Origin of the sequence: Desulfovibrio sp. ZJ369 (assembly GCF_011039085.1) — a bacterium.
Lineage (GTDB): Bacteria > Desulfobacterota > Desulfovibrionia > Desulfovibrionales > Desulfovibrionaceae > Desulfovibrio.
In genome coordinates this window covers 23,489-39,907 of record NZ_JAAKEI010000012.1, presented here as the reverse complement: position 1 = coordinate 39,907, position 16,419 = coordinate 23,489, and the positions used below count along the sequence as shown (strand labels likewise).

Genomic DNA, 16,419 nt, shown 5'->3' with positions numbered 1-16,419 from the left:
CCGGGAGACCCTTCGGCAAAAGCCCCGTTGCCGATGGTCCATCCTGAAAAACGATGGTGGAAAGCAGGTCTTCCGGCTTGCCGGCCAGCTTTTCGGCCTTCCCGGTACATTACCAGTGGCGCGCAAGGAAAAGAGGCGTTTTTCGGCTTACGGCGGCGGGTCCGCTCCCGCATTGAACGGGATTCCCTATTAAGCCCAGAGGGGCGCTTTCCGCATCCGGAAAGTGTCAAAAGAACACGGCCGTGTCAATACAAGGCAACGAAATAGTTCTCCTGGACTCGTGATAACACCTTTGAATATAAGAAAAAATTTCAGGCTTTGCTCTGCCGGGCATCTGCTCGCCTGTCTGCCGCAGCCGCCCAGGGCAAAAGCCGTCCGGGCATGTGAAAAAGCCACGCTTGCCGTCAAATGCAACCGCCCCCTTGTCTTCTCCAGCCCAAATGCTAGAATCACATCCATCACCATTATGGGCGTTTCAAAGCGGACGATCATGCACGCGCACGGCGTGCGCCCCTTCCAGACGACAAACCAGGACGGATCATGCGCGAAATTCAAGCCGAGGCCATCAGCAAAGCCGTTGCGGAGCTGGCCGTCAGGGCCTGTTGCCATCTGCCCCAAGATGTTTACGAGAGTTTGGGAGCACGCAGAGCCCAGGAGCCCTCTCCCGCGGGCCGGAACATTCTGGCGCAACTCATGGACAACGCGGACATTGCCGCGCGCGAGCAAATGCCCATCTGCCAGGATACCGGTCTGGCCGTCATTTTCGTGGAGCTGGGGCAGGACGCGCATATTGTGGGCGGCGATCTCAACGCGGCGATCCATGAAGGCGTGCGCCGGGGCTATGTGGACGGCTGTTTGCGCAAATCCTGCGTGGCCGAGCCTCTCTTTGAGCGCGCCAACACCGGGGACAACACCCCGGCCGTGATCCATGTGAGCGTGGCGCCGGGCGATGGCCTGCGTTTGCGTCTTGCGCCCAAGGGCGCGGGTTCCGAAAACAAGAGCGTGCTGAAAATGCTGACGCCTGCCGACGGCATTGAAGGCGTGCGCCAGGTGGTTCTGGACGCCGTGCTGGCCGCCGGGCCCAACTCCTGCCCGCCCCTGGTGGTGGGCGTAGGTTTGGGCGGCGACATGGAAATGGCGGCCATCTGCGCCAAAAAAGCCGCGGTGCGCGATCTCGGTTCGCGCAATCCCGATCCCCGCTACGCGGCTCTGGAGGATGAGCTGCTGGAGCTGATCAACAGGACCGGCATCGGCCCTCAGGGCCTGGGCGGGGAAACGACAGCCCTGAAAGTGCATGTGGAATGGTATCCCACCCATATCGCCAGCCTGCCCGTGGCCGTCAACATCAACTGTCATGCCGCGCGACATGCGGAAGCGATCTTGTAGAGTATTTTTTGATTGAACATATCCATTTTCAATCAAAAAATGCTCTAAAGGAAAATGTCATGTCCGAACAGCCCATGCGCATCAGCGCCCCGTTTGACGACGCCACGGCCCGCGCGCTCAAAGCCGGTGACCATGTGCTCATTTCCGGAACCATCCTGGCCGCGCGCGACGCGGCGCATAAACGCATGGTGGAGGCCCTGGACAGGGGCGAGGAACTCCCCGTGGATCTGCGCGGGGCCGTGGTCTATTATGTGGGCCCTTCCCCGGCAAAGCCGGGGCAGGCCATCGGCGCCGCCGGGCCCACCACCGCGGGCCGCATGGACGCCTATACCCCGCGTTTGCTGGATCAGGGCCTCAAGGGCATGATCGGCAAGGGCTACCGCACGCCTGAAGTGGTGGATGCCATGAAGAAACACGGCGTGCCCTATCTGGCGGCCGTGGGCGGGGCCGGCGCGCTGATCTCCGGCTGCATCAAAAAATACACTGTGCTGGCCTATGCCGACCTGGGGCCGGAAGCCGTGGCCGCCATGGAAGTGGAAGACTTTCCGGCCATTGTGGCCATTGATGCTGAAGGCAACGATTATTACGAGCAGGGGCAGGCTCCGTACCGCAGGCTGGGCGAGACCGCGCACGGCCGCTAGGGATACGGCAGACAACTTACGGCAAGGGATAGTGGCGCACCGTATTGAAAATCCTGCCTTCCCTGCTCAGGCCCTGCGCGGCTGCCTTGTTGTACCAGAGGGCCGCCTCGGCCTGATTTTCCGGGACGCCGAAGCCGTGCTCATAACATGCGCCCACAAAACGCTCGGCCTGCGCATACCCTTGATCCGCGGCAAGTCTGGCCCAGCGGAAGCTCTCCTTCGGGTCCTTGGCGGTTTGGTGCAGGCCCTTGCTGTAATACAGGGCCAGATTGAATTGCGCCTCGGCATTGCCCGAATTGGCGGCCCGGGTCATCAAGGTCACTACTGCTCTCGGATCCTGCGGCACACCGGCGCCCACTTCATAGCAATACGCCAGAAGCACCTGGGCCTGACTGTCGTTCTGTTCCGCCGCCAATTGATACCATTGCGCGGCCACAGCCTGATCCTGCCTGACGCCAAGGCCGTTTTCATAGCACTGGCCCAGCATGACCTGGGCGCGGGGATTGCCGTCCACGGCCAAAGGCTCGATCAGGCGCAGGGTTTTTTTATATTCACCAATATGATAAGCAGTCCAGGCTTCCTGTAAAATCTGCTCCGGCGCGGCTGACGGAGCGGCCCAGGCCGGTACGGACGTCGTCAACGCAAAACCCAACGCGGCCGCCAGCAGGGCGGCCAGACACTGCCTTTTCATAAAATTCTCCTTCCTTGCCCCGGCATCTTCGCAATGGGCAGTACGGGCGCAGAGAATACCGCCGCCCCTGTCCAAACGCAAGTCAACACTTGACGCCGGCATGTCCAACAGGCACAAAAAGCCCATGACGACAATTCTTTCTTTCCCTTGTGCTCCATATGTGAAAACCGACCTGCATTGCCCGGGAGGAGCGGCATGAAAGCTTCCCTCATCTGCCCTGTCTGCGGCCGCGGCAGAGGCGATCCGCGACCACCCTGCCCCGCCTGCCCCGACGCTCCGCAATCCCGACGCGCCCCGGAGCTGCCCGCAGCCGCCTCCGGCGAGGAACAGCCCCGCGTGGTCAACGCCGAGGTGCTGGGACCGGAAACGGCATCCCACGAGCACACGCAGGACAGCAACAGGCATCACCGGCACGACGGCACTTTCGGCAACAAGGCCCACGGCCCTGAATCTCACAATGTCTTCGGCGACGGGAGCATGCGCTTCGGACACATCTGGAGCACGGGACGCACAGAACAGAATGCCTGTCTCGCGCCGTGCATCAGCTTTGTGCTGTTTCTGGTTTGCCTGGTTCAGTTTGGCGTGCTGGCAGGCATCGGTTTCGTCTTTTTTCATCTTCTGGGCAGCGTGGCCGGGAGCCTGCGCGAGATGCGCCAGCTCATGCTGGGCCACAAACCCAATCCCTGGGTCTGGCGCATCGGCAACTGGTTTGTGTCTTTCCTGCTGGTGGCCTGGCTGTCCGGCGGTTTTGACTAGAACTCATTTCATCGAGGTCGGCCATGACTGAGGCGGTCTGGCATGTGTATCTTCTGGAATGCGCCGACGGCACCCTGTACTGCGGCGTCACCAGCAACCTGGAGCGCCGTCTGGCCCAGCACAACGGTCTGAAGCCCGGCGGAGCCCGTTACACCAGAGGCCGCCGCCCGGTTCGTCTGGTGGCAAGCCTGGCCTGTGCGCACAAGGGAACGGCCTTGTGTCTGGAATGCGCGGTAAAATCCCGGCCCAGGAGCCAGAAAATACATTTTCTGCAAAACGGAGGCGAGCAATCGTGCCGAGCGCCGAGGTGATCCTGGTCTTTTTCGGCACTTCGCTGCTGCTGGGAATTGCGCCGGGGCCCGACAACATTTTTGTGCTGACCCAATCCGCGGTTTACGGAGTGAGAGCGGGCCTGCTCACGACCTTGGGCCTGGTGACGGGCTTGTGCGTGCACACCACGGCCGTAGCCCTGGGCGTGGCCGCGATTTTTCAAAGCTCGGCCCTGGCCTTTACACTTCTCAAAGCCGTGGGCGCAGCCTATCTGCTGTATCTGGCATGGCTCTCCTTCAGGGCAGGAGCCCTGTCGGCCCGGACCCCGGATACGGGGGGGGCCGGGGGGCCTGCCTTTCCCGGCTATGCCGCGCTTTACCGTCGCGGCATTCTGATGAATGTGACCAACCCCAAGGTTTCACTCTTTTTTCTGGCCTTTCTGCCCCAGTTCTGCGATCCCGCGCGGGGCAGCCTTGCGGTTCAGGTGTTGATCCTGGGCGCTCTTTTCATGCTGGCCACGATCATTGTTTTCTTTTCCGTCGCGGTGCTGGGCGGCAGGCTGGCCTTGTGGCTCAACCGCTCCCCGCGCAGCCAGATGCTGGTACACCGCGCCGCTGGTCTGGTGTTCACGGGCCTTGCCGTGATGCTGATCTTTACCGGCCGTTGAACCGCGCCTGCGGCTTCGGACGATGCCGTCGCATCGCCGCCAGGGCTGCCGAGAAGATGCGTCAGCCCTGGAACCGCTCTTCGTTTTTCTTGACAGAGCATAACATGGCGGGTATGAACACCCGCCTCTTTGAGGTGCAACATGCAGAACTACCGTATATCGCTTCATGCTCTCCCGCCCGGAGGCAAGGAATTCAGCCTTGATGATCAGGCTATCTGGCAGCAGCCGCTCCAGGAATTCGAAATGGAATGCCGCATAAGCAAGCCGCTGCGCGCCCGCCTGACCATTCTGCCTGCTGACGGCGGCTGGCTGGTGCGCGGCACGCTTACCGGTGAAGTGGTTCTGCCGTGCAACCGCTGCGCCGAGGATGCCGTGGCGGAGCTTACTGCCGCTTTTGAAGAATTTGAGGAATTGCCCGAACAGGAAGAAGGGATTCCCGTTTCCGGTGGTGCGGGCCCCGATGCCGCGCAACCGCCCGAAAGCCACATCTTTTATGAGCACAATGCGCCCATGCTCGATCTGGCAGGCATCTGCTGGGAGGAATTTGTGCTGGCCCTGCCGATCAATCCCCTCTGCGGCCCGGATTGCAAGGGTTTGTGCCCCCAGTGCGGGGCCAATCTGAATGTCGCGCCCTGTTCCTGCTCCAGGGATGAAGGAGATCCGAGGCTGGCGGTTTTGCGCGGGCTTAGACTGCAGGGCTGACGCATCTGGACAATTCCAAAACATTCGGCTATTTTAATCTGTCTTGCAAGTGAGTTTCGTCATATCCACTGACGCGGCGTTCAGGGCGTGCGGGTGGCAACGCCCCTTGGGCGTCGGACGCGATGCGCACACGGCGCGCCGGCGTGCCGGATGGATACGCGGCACAACCACAAGGGGATCGTCGCCGCGGACATAACGCGATCGACAATATAAAAGAACCAACGCCTTCCGTGAACTCGGAAAAGGAGACTGTCATGGCTGTTCAGCAGAATAAAAAATCCCGTTCCCGCAAAGGGATGCGCCGTTCCCACGATCATGTGGCCGTTCCCGCGGTCATCTACTGCTCCTGCGGCGAACCCACGCTGCCCCACAGCGTCTGCCCCAATTGCGGCGCTTACAAGGGCCGCCAGGTGCTCGCCAAAAACGAAAACGAATAATGAGCGATCGCCCCGTCATTGCCGTGGACGCCATGGGTGGGGATTTCGGCCCCTCTGTGGTGGTGCCGGGCGCCATTGAGGCCGCCCGTCTGCATGATTTGCATGTTTTACTTGTGGGCGATACCCCCAAGCTGGAGAGCGAGCTGCAAAAGCTCGATCTCGCCAACGTGCATTTTGATATTGTCCAGGCCGATGATGTGGTGCACATGAATGAAAAGCCCTCGGATATTCTGCGCCGCAAAAAAAACGCCTCAATCCAGGTGGCTTGCCGCCTGGTCAAGGATGGCGCCGCCGACGGCGTGGTCAGCGCCGGACACTCCGGCGCCACGGTGGCTTGCGGCATGTTTATCATGGGGCGGCTTCCCGGCGTCGAGCGCCCGGCCCTGGCCGCTCTGCTGCCCACTGAAAAAAATCCGGTGGTGGTGCTGGATGCCGGAGCCAATGTCGACTGCCGCCCTTACCATCTCTTTCAGTTCGGGCTGATGGGCGATGCTTTTGCCCGCGATCTCCTGAGTTACGCCGCGCCGCGCGTGAGCCTTTTGAGCATCGGCGAAGAAGAAGGCAAGGGCAACTGTCAGGTCAAAGAAGCCTATGAACTTTTGAAAATGGCCCAAAATCTCAATTTTGTGGGCAATGCCGAAGGCCGGGACATTTTTACCGGCGATTTGGATGTAGTCATTTGCGATGGCTTTGTGGGCAATGTCGTCGTCAAAATGAGCGAGGGCCTTGCGGCTTCGCTGATCCGCATGCTCAAACGCGTCTTCACTTCAGGCCTGCTTCCCGCCCTTGGGGGCATGCTGGCCAAGAAGGCCTTTAAAAACTTTGCCCGCACCATAGACTACGCCGAATACGGCGGCGCGCCGCTGCTCGGCCTTCAGGGACTGGCCATTGTCTGCCACGGCCGTTCCAGCGCCAGGGCCATGAGCAATGCCATCAAGATGGGCGGCGCCTTTGTGCGCAAGGGCACCAATGACCGCCTTGCTGCAACCATTTTGGCCAATGAAGAGCTGACCCGTTTCTCCCGCGCCATCTAGAGCGTTTTGCTAATGAAATTAGCTAAACGCTCTGGCAGGGCGAAGCCATGCCCGCCCGCGCGCGCGTCAGCCGTCGGCGGCTGTGCCGTCTTACGGATGACGACAGCAGAGGAAATTCCCTTGCGCCGTTACGCGCCGGAGCGCGCGTTTCAAAAGTAATACGTTCTAACTGACGGTAAACACCATGAATCCAATCTGCCATCTGCACTCGCTGAGCGCCTATGTGCCGCCTGCCGTACTGACCAATGAACATCTGACAAGGCTGGTGGATACCAATGACGCGTGGATCGTCTCGCGCACCGGCATCAGACAGCGCCGGAGGCTGGCGGACGAGGAGAACGCCTCCGACCTGGGCCTGAAGGCCGCGCATCAGGCGCTTGCGGCCGCGGGCGTCGACGCCGAAAGCCTGACGCACATCATTGCCGCCACCTGCACCCCGGATCTGCTTTCCCCTTCCGTGGCCTGCATCCTGGCCGGCAAATTGAACGCAGGGCCGGTCATGGCTTTTGATTTCGGCGCGGCCTGTTCGGGCTTTCTGTATGGCCTTTCCATCTGCCGGGCCCTGCTCTGCCAGGACGCGCAGGCCCGTATTCTTTTTGTTTGCACGGAAGCTCTGACCCGCCGCATCAACTGGCGCGACCGTTCCACCTGCGTGCTGTTCGGCGACGGCGCCGCCGCCTGCGTGCTGACCGCCTCGCCCCACAAGGCTCTGGCCGGTCTGGAAGACGTCATCTGCCACAGCGACGGCAAACAGCACGATCTGATCACTGTGGGGGGCGGCACGGCATGCCGCTACAGCCCCGGCGACACGGTGGACGAGGACTTTTTCATCCACATGCAGGGCCGCGAGACATACAAGCATGCCGTGCGGCAGATGGTGCGCATCTGCGAGGAAATTCTGGCGCGTAACAATCTTTCTGTGGCGGATGTCGATCTTTTTGTGCCCCATCAGGCGAATCTGCGGATTATCGAAGCCGTGGGCAGTCGTCTGCATATTGAAAATGATCGCGTTTTCACCAATGTGGATCAATACGGCAACACCTCTTCCGCCTCGATTCCCCTGGCCCTGGCCGAAGCCCGCGCCGCCGGGCGGATCAAGGCCGGGGATCGCGTGCTGATGACGGCTTTCGGCGCTGGTCTGACCTGGGGCGCGGCTTTGCTGCGCTTTTAGCCATTACACTGGAGTTTGGCGGCAAAGCGCTGCCGCGCGCATTGAAATTAAACTTCGTCTGCGCTATAAAACAGCACTTCCGCATGATCCACAGCAAAGGCAGAAACAGCATGAGCACAGCGCAAAGCACGCTTTCTCCCTTTCCCGCGCCCGATGCGCCCACGGCACTGGTCACCGGCGGTTCGCGGGGCATAGGCCGGGCCATTGCCCTCACGCTTGCCCGTGACGGCTTTCAGGTTTTTCTCACCTACGCAAGCCGGCCCGCTGAAGCGGAAAAAACAGTGGCCGAGATCGCGGCTGCCGGAGGGCGCGCCCGGGCTTTTGCGCTCAATGTGGGCGACAGCGCCGCTGTAGCGGACTTTTTTGCAGAGGAAATCAAGGGCAAAGCGAATCTGGCTGTACTGGTCAACAACGCCGGAATCACCAAGGACGGTTTCCTGGTCCGCATGAAAGACGAGGATTTCGACAGGGTGCTGGCCGTCAATCTGCGCGGAGCTTTTGTCTGCTCCCGCGAAGCGGCCAAAATTATGAGCAGGAACCGCAGCGGGCGGATCATCAACATCGCGTCGGTGGTGGGCCAGATGGGCAATGCCGGGCAGGCCAACTATGTGGCGGCCAAGGCGGGCCTGATCGGCCTTACCAAGTCCTGCGCCAAAGAACTGGCCGCCCGCAGCATCACCGTCAACGCCGTTGCCCCGGGCTTTATTGAAACGGACATGACCGCCGCCCTGCCTGACGAGACGCGCGCAAGCTATGTGGAATCCATTCCCCTCAAGCGCATGGGTTTGCCTCAGGATGTGGCGGAAGCCGTGGCTTTTCTCGCCTCGGACAAAGCCGCCTACATTACCGGGCAGGTGCTGGCCGTCAATGGCGGCATGTACTGCTGAGGAAGGCGTCAAGCCCATGCGGCGCTCGCGGGGAGGAGCCTGGCCGACGCCGCAAACAAAGTACGGTTTTTGTCGGCACAGCTCCCGGTCGTTGTTGAAAAGATTTCAGGACCGGATATTTTCATGCTGAAAATGCCCGGCCACCATGCCCGGAATGCTTTTGCGCAACCGGTCATAGTAGACAAAATCAATACTACCCTGGAGGATACCATGTCTGATGTTGCGGAAAAAGTAACCAAGATCATTGTTGATCAATTGGGCGTGAACGCTGATGAAGTGAAGCCCGAAGCTTCTTTTGTGGAAGATCTCGGCGCGGACTCTCTGGACCTGACCGAGCTGATCATGGCCATGGAAGAAGAGTTTGACATTGAAATTGCCGATGACGACGCCCAGAAGATTCTCAAGGTTCAGGACGCCATTTCGTATATTGAAAACAAAAAGTAGCAACCGTGCCGGCGGCGGCTCCTTTACCGAGCGTAAAGGGCCGCATGCCGACAGCGGGGCATGCTCACGCTCTGCCTGGACGGGAAACGCCCGGACTTCCGGCAGCTTGCGGCCTGAGAATATCTCCGGCGCGGCCCAGCGCCGGCGGCTTCACGGCATTGCGGCAACGGAAGGATGTTGTTTTCCCGTGTAAGGGCAAGTGGAGGGGCGCCCCGGCCGGTATTTATTCCCCAAGAGCGGGGGGCGTCTGCCCCTCCGCCCATAAGGAGTTTGCATGACCCGTCCCCGCGTAGTGATCACCGGCGTAAGCGGCGTTACGCCCCTCGCCAACGACATTGAAAACACCTGGAAAAAACTGCTCGCCGGCGAGTCAGGCATTGCGCCCATCACGCTTTTTGACGCTTCGGCCTACGACTCGCGCATTGCCGGAGAAGTGAAAAATTTTGCGCCTGAAGCGTATATGCCGCCCAAGCAGGTGCGGCGCATGGATCGCTTTACCCAGTTTGCCGTGGCTGCCGCCAAAATGCTGCTGCAGGATTCCGGCTTTGAAGTCACCGAGGCCAACGCCTATGATACTGCGGTGATTCTGGGCATCGGGCTCGGGGGCCTGCATACTATTGAAACCTACCATGCCAAACTGCTGGAATCCGGCCCCCACAAGATTTCTCCCTTCATGATTCCCATGCTCATTTCCAACATGGGGCCGGGGCAGATTTCCATCCTTACCGGCGCCAAAGGCCCGAACATCGTCACCACCACGGCCTGCGCCTCGGCCATTCACGCCGTGGGCACCGCCTACAGCGAGATTCTTCTGGGCCGGGTCACCACTGCCATTTCCGGCGGGGTGGAAGCCACAGTGACGCCGTTGGGCGTGGCCGGTTTTACTGCCCTGAAAGCGCTTTCCAGCCACTATAATGACGAGCCCACCCGCGCTTCACGTCCGTTTGACGCCAAACGCGACGGATTTGTGATCGGCGAAGGCGCGGGGCTCCTTCTGCTGGAGTCCCTGGAGTCAGCCCAGGCCCGCGGCGCGAAAATTTACGCTGAACTTGCGGGTTACGGAGCGTCCGGAGACGCCTATCATATGACCGCCCCCTGCGAAAACGGCGAGGGCATGGCCCGGGCCATGCAAAACGCCCTGCATGAGGCAGGCATCTCGCCCTCGGCCGTGGGCCATATCAATGCCCATGCCACATCCACGCAACTCAACGACAGCACCGAAACCAAGGCCATCAAGCTGGTCTTTGGCGACCATGCCAAAAAGATCAAAATTTCCGCCACAAAATCCATGACCGGTCATCTCCTGGGGGCGGCAGGCGGCATTGAGACGGTCTTCACGGCCCTGGCCCTGCATGATGAAATGCTGCCCGGCACCATTAATCTGGAAAATCCCGATCCGCAGTGCGATTTGGATTACATGGCCGACGGCTCCCAAAAAATCGCCTGTGAATATGCCATGTGCAATTCCTTCGGTTTCGGGGGCACCAATGCCAGCCTGATTCTGAAAAAATGGAATGCCTGACGGGCGCGCCCCGCGGCATGAGTCGCCGGGCGCACGAGTGCGGTCAATCCGGCATACCTGCCCGCCGCTTCGGCGGGCAGCATACGTTTAGCAAAGGATGAGCCTTCATGGATGAGATTTTGCTTCAGGATCCGGAACTGGCCCGCGCCATTGCCCTGGAAGCGGATCGCCAGATAAGCAAGCTTGAGCTGATTGCCTCTGAAAACTTCGTTTCCCCGGCGGTCCGGCAGGCCCAGGGCAGCATTTTGACCCACAAATACGCGGAAGGCTATCCCGGCAAGCGTTATTACGGCGGCTGCGAATATGTGGATATTGCGGAAACGCTTGCCCAGGATCGCGCCAAAAAACTTTTCGGCTGCGAATACGTCAACGTGCAGCCCCACTCCGGCTCCCAGGCCAATATGGCCGCCTACTTCGCTTTTCTCAAGCCCGGCGATGTCATTCTGGGCATGAACCTCTCCCACGGCGGCCATCTGACCCACGGCAGCCCGGTCAATTTTTCCGGCCGTCTCTTCAAGGTTGTTTCCTACGGCGTGCAGAGGGAAACAGGGCGCATTGATTACGCTGAAGTGGCTTCTCTGGCCCGCGAGCACAAGCCCGCCGTGATCATGGCCGGAGCCAGCGCCTACCCGCGCCGCATCGACTTTGCCCGTTTTCGGGCCATTGCCGACGAGGTGGGAGCCAAACTGCTGGTGGACATGGCTCATATCGCGGGCCTGGTGGCCGCCGGCCTGCACGAAAGCCCTCTGCCCCATGCCCACGTTACCACAACCACTACGCACAAGACCCTGCGCGGGCCGCGCGGCGGCATGATTCTTTCCGGCGAAGACTACGCCAAGACCCTGAACAGCCAGATATTTCCGGGCATCCAGGGCGGCCCGCTGATGCATGTGGTGGCGGCCAAGGCCGTGGCCTTCGGTGAAGCCCTGCGCCCGGCCTTCGCAGCCTATCAGCAGCGGGTGATCGACAATGCCGCGGCCCTTGCGCACTGCCTGACGGACGCCGGTTTCGATCTCGTCTCCGGCGGCACGGACAACCACCTCATGTTGGTTGATCTAACCGGCAAGGACATCACCGGCAAAGAAGCCGAACAGGCCCTGGATCAGGCGGGCATTACCGTGAACAAGAACACCGTGCCCTTTGAAAGCCGCTCGCCCTTTGTGACATCGGGCATCCGCCTGGGCACCGCGGCCCTGACCACGCGCGGCCTGCGGCAGGAACACATGGCCACAGTGGGCGGCTTTATCCTGGATGCTCTGGAAAGACGCAACAATGCCGAGGAGCTTGCGCGCATCCGCAAAAACGTGGAAGACTTTGCCCGCCAGTTTCCGCTGTTCACCTGGTAAGCTCTTTTTTCAGGACGAAGGCCGCGAGCTCTCAGGCATTTGACAAAGCCCCGATTTGCACAAATCGGGGCTTTGAGCATTTTCTCTTTGAAAATGCTCTAAGCCTATTCCTGCCTTTGCCCGCCCCCGTCATCCTGCGCAGACGCGGCAAGGGGCGGCTGAAAAACCACAAAATGCGGCGTTTCCTCCACGATACGCCACTCACGCCGCACTCGCTGGGGCACGGAGTATCCGGCACGCTCATAGGCGTCTGCCTTGAGCGTATCCATCTGATCCCGTTCCATAAAGACTGTCAGCTTCTTTTGCAGCAGTTCAGCATACAGCGCATCGACTTCGGCGTTGATTTCCCAGTCAATGAGCCAATCCGAGCCGTACATCGGCAGATCGTCAGCAAGGTAATAGGCAAAGGAAAAGCCGGGCAGCGTCTTGTAACGCGGCCCGTATTTGGCGCGCAATTGCTTCAGTTCCGCCAGCTTGGCATACATCTGCGCATCGACCATCACGCCGCGCGCCTTGGTATAGATCTGCCCGGCGTCAAGCGTCAGAGCGCTTCGAGGCATGGGCCGCGTGGGGAAGACATAGGGATATTGGTACCCGATCCCGAAGATCAGCAGCCCTGTCAACAGCGCGAACCAGGCGAGAGGGCGCGCCTTGCCGCCCAGCCGGACGTGAATCAGCAGCAGCGAAAACAGCAGGGGAACGGCAAAAAAAGCCGGGATCTTATAACCGCCGCTGATCGCGACGGACCAGGCCGCCAGCAGCCCCACGCCCAAACCCGCGGACGCGCGCAGGCGCGGATGCGGCGAAATCCCGTCGCGCAGCCAGGCCGTCAAAAAAACCTGGGGGAACAGGATGCAGACGCCGCCCAAAACCATAAAAAGCGTGGGCCAGGACAGACCATACCCGATCCAGGTTTTGCTGCGCAGAACTTCAAAGATATAACAGCCCGCCAGCAAGAGCAGATAGAGATAAGCGGGCTGGCCCGCCGCGGGCAGGGATTTTTTAGCCGCATGCGCCGCGAGCCGGGGCAGCATGGCCAGAGCGGGCAGCCACCAGTTTTGCCGGAGATAAATCAGTATGCCTGCATCCAGGGCTTCACGGATATCCAGTTGCCCGGTAGTCATGCGTAAAAACGGCGCCCAGGCCCCGGCATGGCGCAAGAACGCGTAAACAAGAGCCAGCAAGGCCAGCCAGGCAGCCAGACAATAAAGAACTTCGCGCCGCCGGGGCCGCGTCAGCCAAATCAGCAGCAGCACGCCGAAAGGCATGAGCAAAAAGGATTGCTTGCAGAGCATGGCGCTGCCCGCAAGAATGCCTGCCGCCCAGGGCCAACCGCATACGGCCGCCCAAAGGGCCGCGCCGGCGAATAAAATGCCGTCCACCGTATGCCAGGGCATATGCGGAAAACTATGCACACCCCAGACAAAACCCAGAGTGGCAAGCAGGGGCAGCGGCAGATCCAGAGCTTCCAGCCGGTACAATTTGCGCAGAAAAAGCGCGGCAAACCAGGATGCGCCCAGCATGCCCGCCACAAAACCGGCTTTTCCAGCCAGCACATTGAGACTTTCTGGCGTGAGCCACATCCAGAAAGCGTGCCAGTACAAAGGCAGCGCAGGCTTGATATAATAAAAATCCCGGTACGGAACCTGCCCCTGCAGAATGCGCCAGGCATAGCCGTAAAAATAGCCGAAATCCGTGGTGTCCATGCCGTAGGGCGTGTACAGCCACAAGTAGGCCAAGGGCGTGAGTACGGCCGCTGCCCAAGCCCAGGCGTTTTTCGTTGTCCGCAAGCACAACAGCATAGTTATGACCTTTTTTTCGCGCAGCAGTGCCGCAGGGCCTACCACAGGCCGTGGTTTGCGGCAAGATCGGCCGCGCCGCTCAAATGGCGGACCAGCGCACACTGCACACAGGGCTGCCGCAGAAGATACGTCAGCCCTGACAATGCGCAACCGGCGGCTTGCGCATTTTCCCAGAGGCAGCTATGGTAATCACTCACAATAGAAAAAGGCTGACGGCAATGCCGGTATTTCGGCGCACAGGCAACGGCAGTCAGAACGCGCCGCGTCTTTTTCAAAATGTATGCAGGCCCGGTTGCAGCGCCGGTTTCCGCATTTTTCACGCATCTTTTTTTGCCGCGCCTTTGTCCGCGCGAGGCAAGAGACGGGTTTCCTCATGCTTGACAATACGGCTCTTCGCACCATCCTGCAAAATGCCCGCCGCATAGCCGTTCTGGGCGCCAAGGACAAGCCCGGCCAGCCGGTGGACACTGTGGGCCGTTATCTGCTGCATCAGGGCTATATCGTATATCCGGTGCATCCGGCGCGCAAGACGGTCTGGGGCCTGGCGGCTTTTCCCGATCTGGCGGCTCTGCCTGAGCCGGTGGATGTGATTGACGTTTTTCGCGCGCCGCCGCATTGCCCGGGGCATGCGCGCGAAGTCTTGGCCCTGCCCTGGCGGCCAAAACTGTTTTGGATGCAACTGGGCATCAGCTCGCCTGAGGTGAGCGAAATACTTGCAGGCACGGGCGTTGAGATTGTTGAAAACGCCTGCCTGATGGTGGAACATGCCCGCCTTCCGGGCAACGCGCAGCAACATTGAAATTGCAGGGCTTCCTTCTGATGGTCGTTTGGAATACGGAAACCGTTTTTGCCTGCCGCATGTGCGGCCACTGCTGTGAAGGCCGTGGCGGCATTGTGGTCAGCCCGGCGGATCTCGCGCGCCTTTGCGCGTTTTTGAATCTTGCTGCCGATGAAGTCATTGCGCGTTACGGCGAGCGCTCCAACGGCAAGTTGAAAATACGCTCCGGCGAGGACGATCGTTGTATTTTTTTCAGACAGGGTCAGGGTTGCGGCGTGCATGAGGCGAAACCGGCCATTTGCCGGGCCTGGCCTTTTTTTCGCGGCAATCTGGAAGATCCGGCAAGCCTTGCTTTGGCCAAAAAATTTTGCCCGGGCATCGCGCCAGAGGTGGAACATGCGGTTTTCTCCCGGCTGGGGCGCAGCTATTTGCGTGCGCATGGGCTCATTGCAAACGACCCTTCCTGCGAAGCCAACGCGCTGATTCTCAAGTAAGATGCGACGCACGCCACGCCAGCTCTCCGTCAAGGAATGCTACGCCATTCTCATGCTTGAGAAAGGAGCTGATCTGGAAGCCCTGAAACGGGCTTACCGACGGCGCGCTTTTGAGCTGCATCCGGATTTGAACCCTGACAATCCCGAGGCCAGCCGACAGTTTCAATTGCTCAATGAGGCCTATGTGGCCCTTTCAGGGGTGCTCAAACCCGCTGCCGAGAACAGGGAAAAGAAGCAGACCCGACGGCCCGAGGCCCAGGCGCGACAGAATACAGCAGAGCGGGCCGGCGCGCAGCCTCAGAATCAGAAAAAGCAGGAGCCCGAGAGGGGGCAAGAGGCTTCCGGACCACAAACCGGGGCAGGAAAGGCAGAAGAAAGCCGCACGGCAGAGCACGCCCGGTCCGCTGCCCACGAAACAAAAAAGGCCAATGGGCAAACCGGTCCGACGGAGGGCCCATCCCGGCGCGAACAGGCTGAAGAAAGCCGGAACGGCTATGCGGAACAGGATGTGCTCCGGGATCTGCTCAATGATCCTTTTGCCCGACGTGTTTTTGAGGATATTTACAGTGAGTTGAATCGTAAACAGGCGGATGGCCAGGACGAGGCGAAAAAAAATACCTCCCGGCCCCGCCCCGCCGAGGCCCGGGAAAAGAAAAACACCAGGCTCCATCAGGGCAATCTGGCCTGGGGCACGTCCAAATGGAACACGGATTTCAACAAGGGCGTTACAGGCATCGTCAAAGACTGGCTGCGCCGTCAGATCGATGAGGAGCAGAGCCTGACCCTCCCGGCCGCCAAACTGGCCCCGGGCAGGCATGTGCGCCTGCAAATCCGCCGCGGGATTTCCGGCGAGCTGCACACCGTTGAGATAACCCTGCCGCCTGATTTCAGCGTTGGCAAGCCCGTGCGCCTGCGGGGCCTGGGCAGGCGGGTCGGCCCCTGGCAGGGCGATCTTTACCTCACGCTGTACAATGAATAGCGCACGGATTTTGTAAACTTTTCCGGGTGAACGCAGCTCATTTCAAATGGATATTTTCAATCAAAAGCTGCGCTACTGCTATAACACTATGGAATAGTTGGTAGAAAAATATTTTACGTATTTTCCTACCAACTATATTACCAACATTCTTTCTGGCTTTCAGAGGACTCTATCACCCTTCATCAGCCAACCTCCCCATGCCGGGCGGGTCGCCTCCCGGCATTTTCATTTTCCATACATTTGCCATACCTTCTGGCCGACTTCCAGCGCCTGATTCATTTTTTGCAGAGCACCTTGCCCGCGGTCTCCGAAGTTCAAGCCAGGACACGCATTCGGGCACGCTGGACATGCTGACGTCGCTCTCTTTGCGACGAATAATCCATCCCTGTGGGAAATGGCAATCTCACATATT

18 protein-coding genes and 1 riboswitch are annotated in these 16,419 nt (G+C 60.0%); of the genes, 16 read left to right on the top strand and 2 right to left on the bottom strand.

Annotation, left to right across the window (positions count from 1 at the left end):
- Positions 1-44: 44 nt before the first annotated feature.
- A riboswitch (cobalamin riboswitch) is annotated at positions 45-226 on the bottom strand.
- A gap of 314 nt (positions 227-540) precedes the next feature.
- Both G7Y51_RS05975 and G7Y51_RS05970 read left to right on the top strand, forming a co-directional pair.
- On the top strand, positions 541-1,386 hold the full coding sequence (locus G7Y51_RS05975) for a fumarate hydratase (protein WP_165175544.1): 846 nt from the start codon (positions 541-543) through the stop codon (positions 1,384-1,386).
- 59 nt (positions 1,387-1,445) lie between these two features.
- Entirely contained in the window at positions 1,446-2,027 is a 582-nt protein-coding gene (locus G7Y51_RS05970) for a Fe-S-containing hydro-lyase (protein WP_165175542.1), read from the top strand.
- Between the two features lie 16 nt (positions 2,028-2,043).
- On the opposite strand, the gene G7Y51_RS05965 is transcribed toward G7Y51_RS05970, so the two are convergent.
- Positions 2,044-2,718 carry a tetratricopeptide repeat protein gene (locus tag G7Y51_RS05965; RefSeq protein WP_165175540.1) on the bottom strand — a complete coding sequence of 225 codons (675 nt, stop codon included), beginning with the start codon at positions 2,716-2,718 and terminating at the stop codon, positions 2,044-2,046.
- 195 nt (positions 2,719-2,913) lie between these two features.
- Between G7Y51_RS05965 and G7Y51_RS13725 the strand changes: the two genes are divergently transcribed.
- From G7Y51_RS13725 to glyA, 11 genes are all read left to right on the top strand, one after another.
- Positions 2,914-3,474, top strand: a complete 561-nt coding sequence (locus G7Y51_RS13725) for a hypothetical protein (RefSeq protein WP_241160151.1) — start codon at positions 2,914-2,916, stop codon at positions 3,472-3,474.
- A gap of 23 nt (positions 3,475-3,497) precedes the next feature.
- Positions 3,498-3,785, top strand: coding sequence for a GIY-YIG nuclease family protein (locus tag G7Y51_RS05955; protein WP_165175538.1), 288 nt, complete (start codon positions 3,498-3,500; stop codon positions 3,783-3,785).
- The gene (locus G7Y51_RS05950) at positions 3,767-4,411 is read left to right on the top strand and encodes a LysE family translocator (protein WP_165175536.1); all 645 of its coding nucleotides are present in this window, start codon (positions 3,767-3,769) and stop codon (positions 4,409-4,411) included. Before G7Y51_RS05955 ends, G7Y51_RS05950 begins: the two co-directional genes overlap by 19 nt.
- Positions 4,412-4,654: 243 nt before the next feature.
- The gene (locus G7Y51_RS05945; protein ID WP_241160150.1) at positions 4,655-5,113 is read left to right on the top strand and encodes a DUF177 domain-containing protein; all 459 of its coding nucleotides are present in this window, start codon (positions 4,655-4,657) and stop codon (positions 5,111-5,113) included.
- Between the two features lie 254 nt (positions 5,114-5,367).
- Positions 5,368-5,550 carry a 50S ribosomal protein L32 gene (gene rpmF, locus G7Y51_RS05940; RefSeq protein WP_165067176.1) on the top strand — a complete coding sequence of 61 codons (183 nt, stop codon included), beginning with the start codon at positions 5,368-5,370 and terminating at the stop codon, positions 5,548-5,550.
- Positions 5,550-6,584 (top strand): phosphate acyltransferase PlsX, encoded by a 1,035-nt coding sequence (gene plsX, locus G7Y51_RS05935; protein WP_165175532.1) that lies wholly within the window; start codon positions 5,550-5,552, stop codon positions 6,582-6,584. Before rpmF ends, plsX begins: the two co-directional genes overlap by 1 nt.
- A 184-nt stretch (positions 6,585-6,768) precedes the next feature.
- Positions 6,769-7,755, top strand: coding sequence for a beta-ketoacyl-ACP synthase III (locus G7Y51_RS05930; protein WP_165175530.1), 987 nt, complete (start codon positions 6,769-6,771; stop codon positions 7,753-7,755).
- Between the two features lie 110 nt (positions 7,756-7,865).
- A complete protein-coding gene (fabG, locus tag G7Y51_RS05925) occupies positions 7,866-8,642 on the top strand; it encodes a 3-oxoacyl-[acyl-carrier-protein] reductase (RefSeq protein ID WP_165175528.1) in 777 nt (258 codons plus the stop codon).
- A gap of 210 nt (positions 8,643-8,852) precedes the next feature.
- On the top strand, positions 8,853-9,086 hold the full coding sequence (locus tag G7Y51_RS05920; protein ID WP_165067166.1) for an acyl carrier protein: 234 nt from the start codon (positions 8,853-8,855) through the stop codon (positions 9,084-9,086).
- Between the two features lie 274 nt (positions 9,087-9,360).
- Positions 9,361-10,608: a beta-ketoacyl-ACP synthase II gene (fabF, locus tag G7Y51_RS05915; RefSeq protein WP_165175526.1), complete on the top strand. Its 1,248-nt coding sequence runs from the start codon at positions 9,361-9,363 to the stop codon at positions 10,606-10,608.
- Between the two features lie 107 nt (positions 10,609-10,715).
- Complete coding sequence (gene glyA / locus G7Y51_RS05910; RefSeq protein ID WP_165175524.1) at positions 10,716-11,954, top strand: serine hydroxymethyltransferase; 1,239 nt, start codon at positions 10,716-10,718, stop codon at positions 11,952-11,954.
- Between the two features lie 104 nt (positions 11,955-12,058).
- Here the strand turns inward: glyA and G7Y51_RS05905 are convergent, their stop codons facing one another.
- Positions 12,059-13,756: a hypothetical protein gene (locus G7Y51_RS05905; protein WP_165175522.1), complete on the bottom strand. Its 1,698-nt coding sequence runs from the start codon at positions 13,754-13,756 to the stop codon at positions 12,059-12,061.
- Between the two features lie 373 nt (positions 13,757-14,129).
- Between G7Y51_RS05905 and G7Y51_RS05900 the strand changes: the two genes are divergently transcribed.
- Genes G7Y51_RS05900 through G7Y51_RS05890 form a run of 3 tightly spaced genes read left to right on the top strand, consistent with a single transcriptional unit; the run spans position 14,130 to position 16,007 of the window.
- The gene (locus tag G7Y51_RS05900; protein WP_165175520.1) at positions 14,130-14,555 is read left to right on the top strand and encodes a CoA-binding protein; all 426 of its coding nucleotides are present in this window, start codon (positions 14,130-14,132) and stop codon (positions 14,553-14,555) included.
- A 20-nt stretch (positions 14,556-14,575) separates the two neighbouring features.
- A complete protein-coding gene (locus G7Y51_RS05895) occupies positions 14,576-15,028 on the top strand; it encodes a YkgJ family cysteine cluster protein (RefSeq protein WP_165175518.1) in 453 nt (150 codons plus the stop codon).
- A 1-nt stretch (position 15,029) separates the two neighbouring features.
- The gene (locus G7Y51_RS05890) at positions 15,030-16,007 is read left to right on the top strand and encodes a J domain-containing protein (RefSeq protein WP_165175516.1); all 978 of its coding nucleotides are present in this window, start codon (positions 15,030-15,032) and stop codon (positions 16,005-16,007) included.
- The last annotated feature ends 412 nt before the right edge of the window (positions 16,008-16,419 follow it).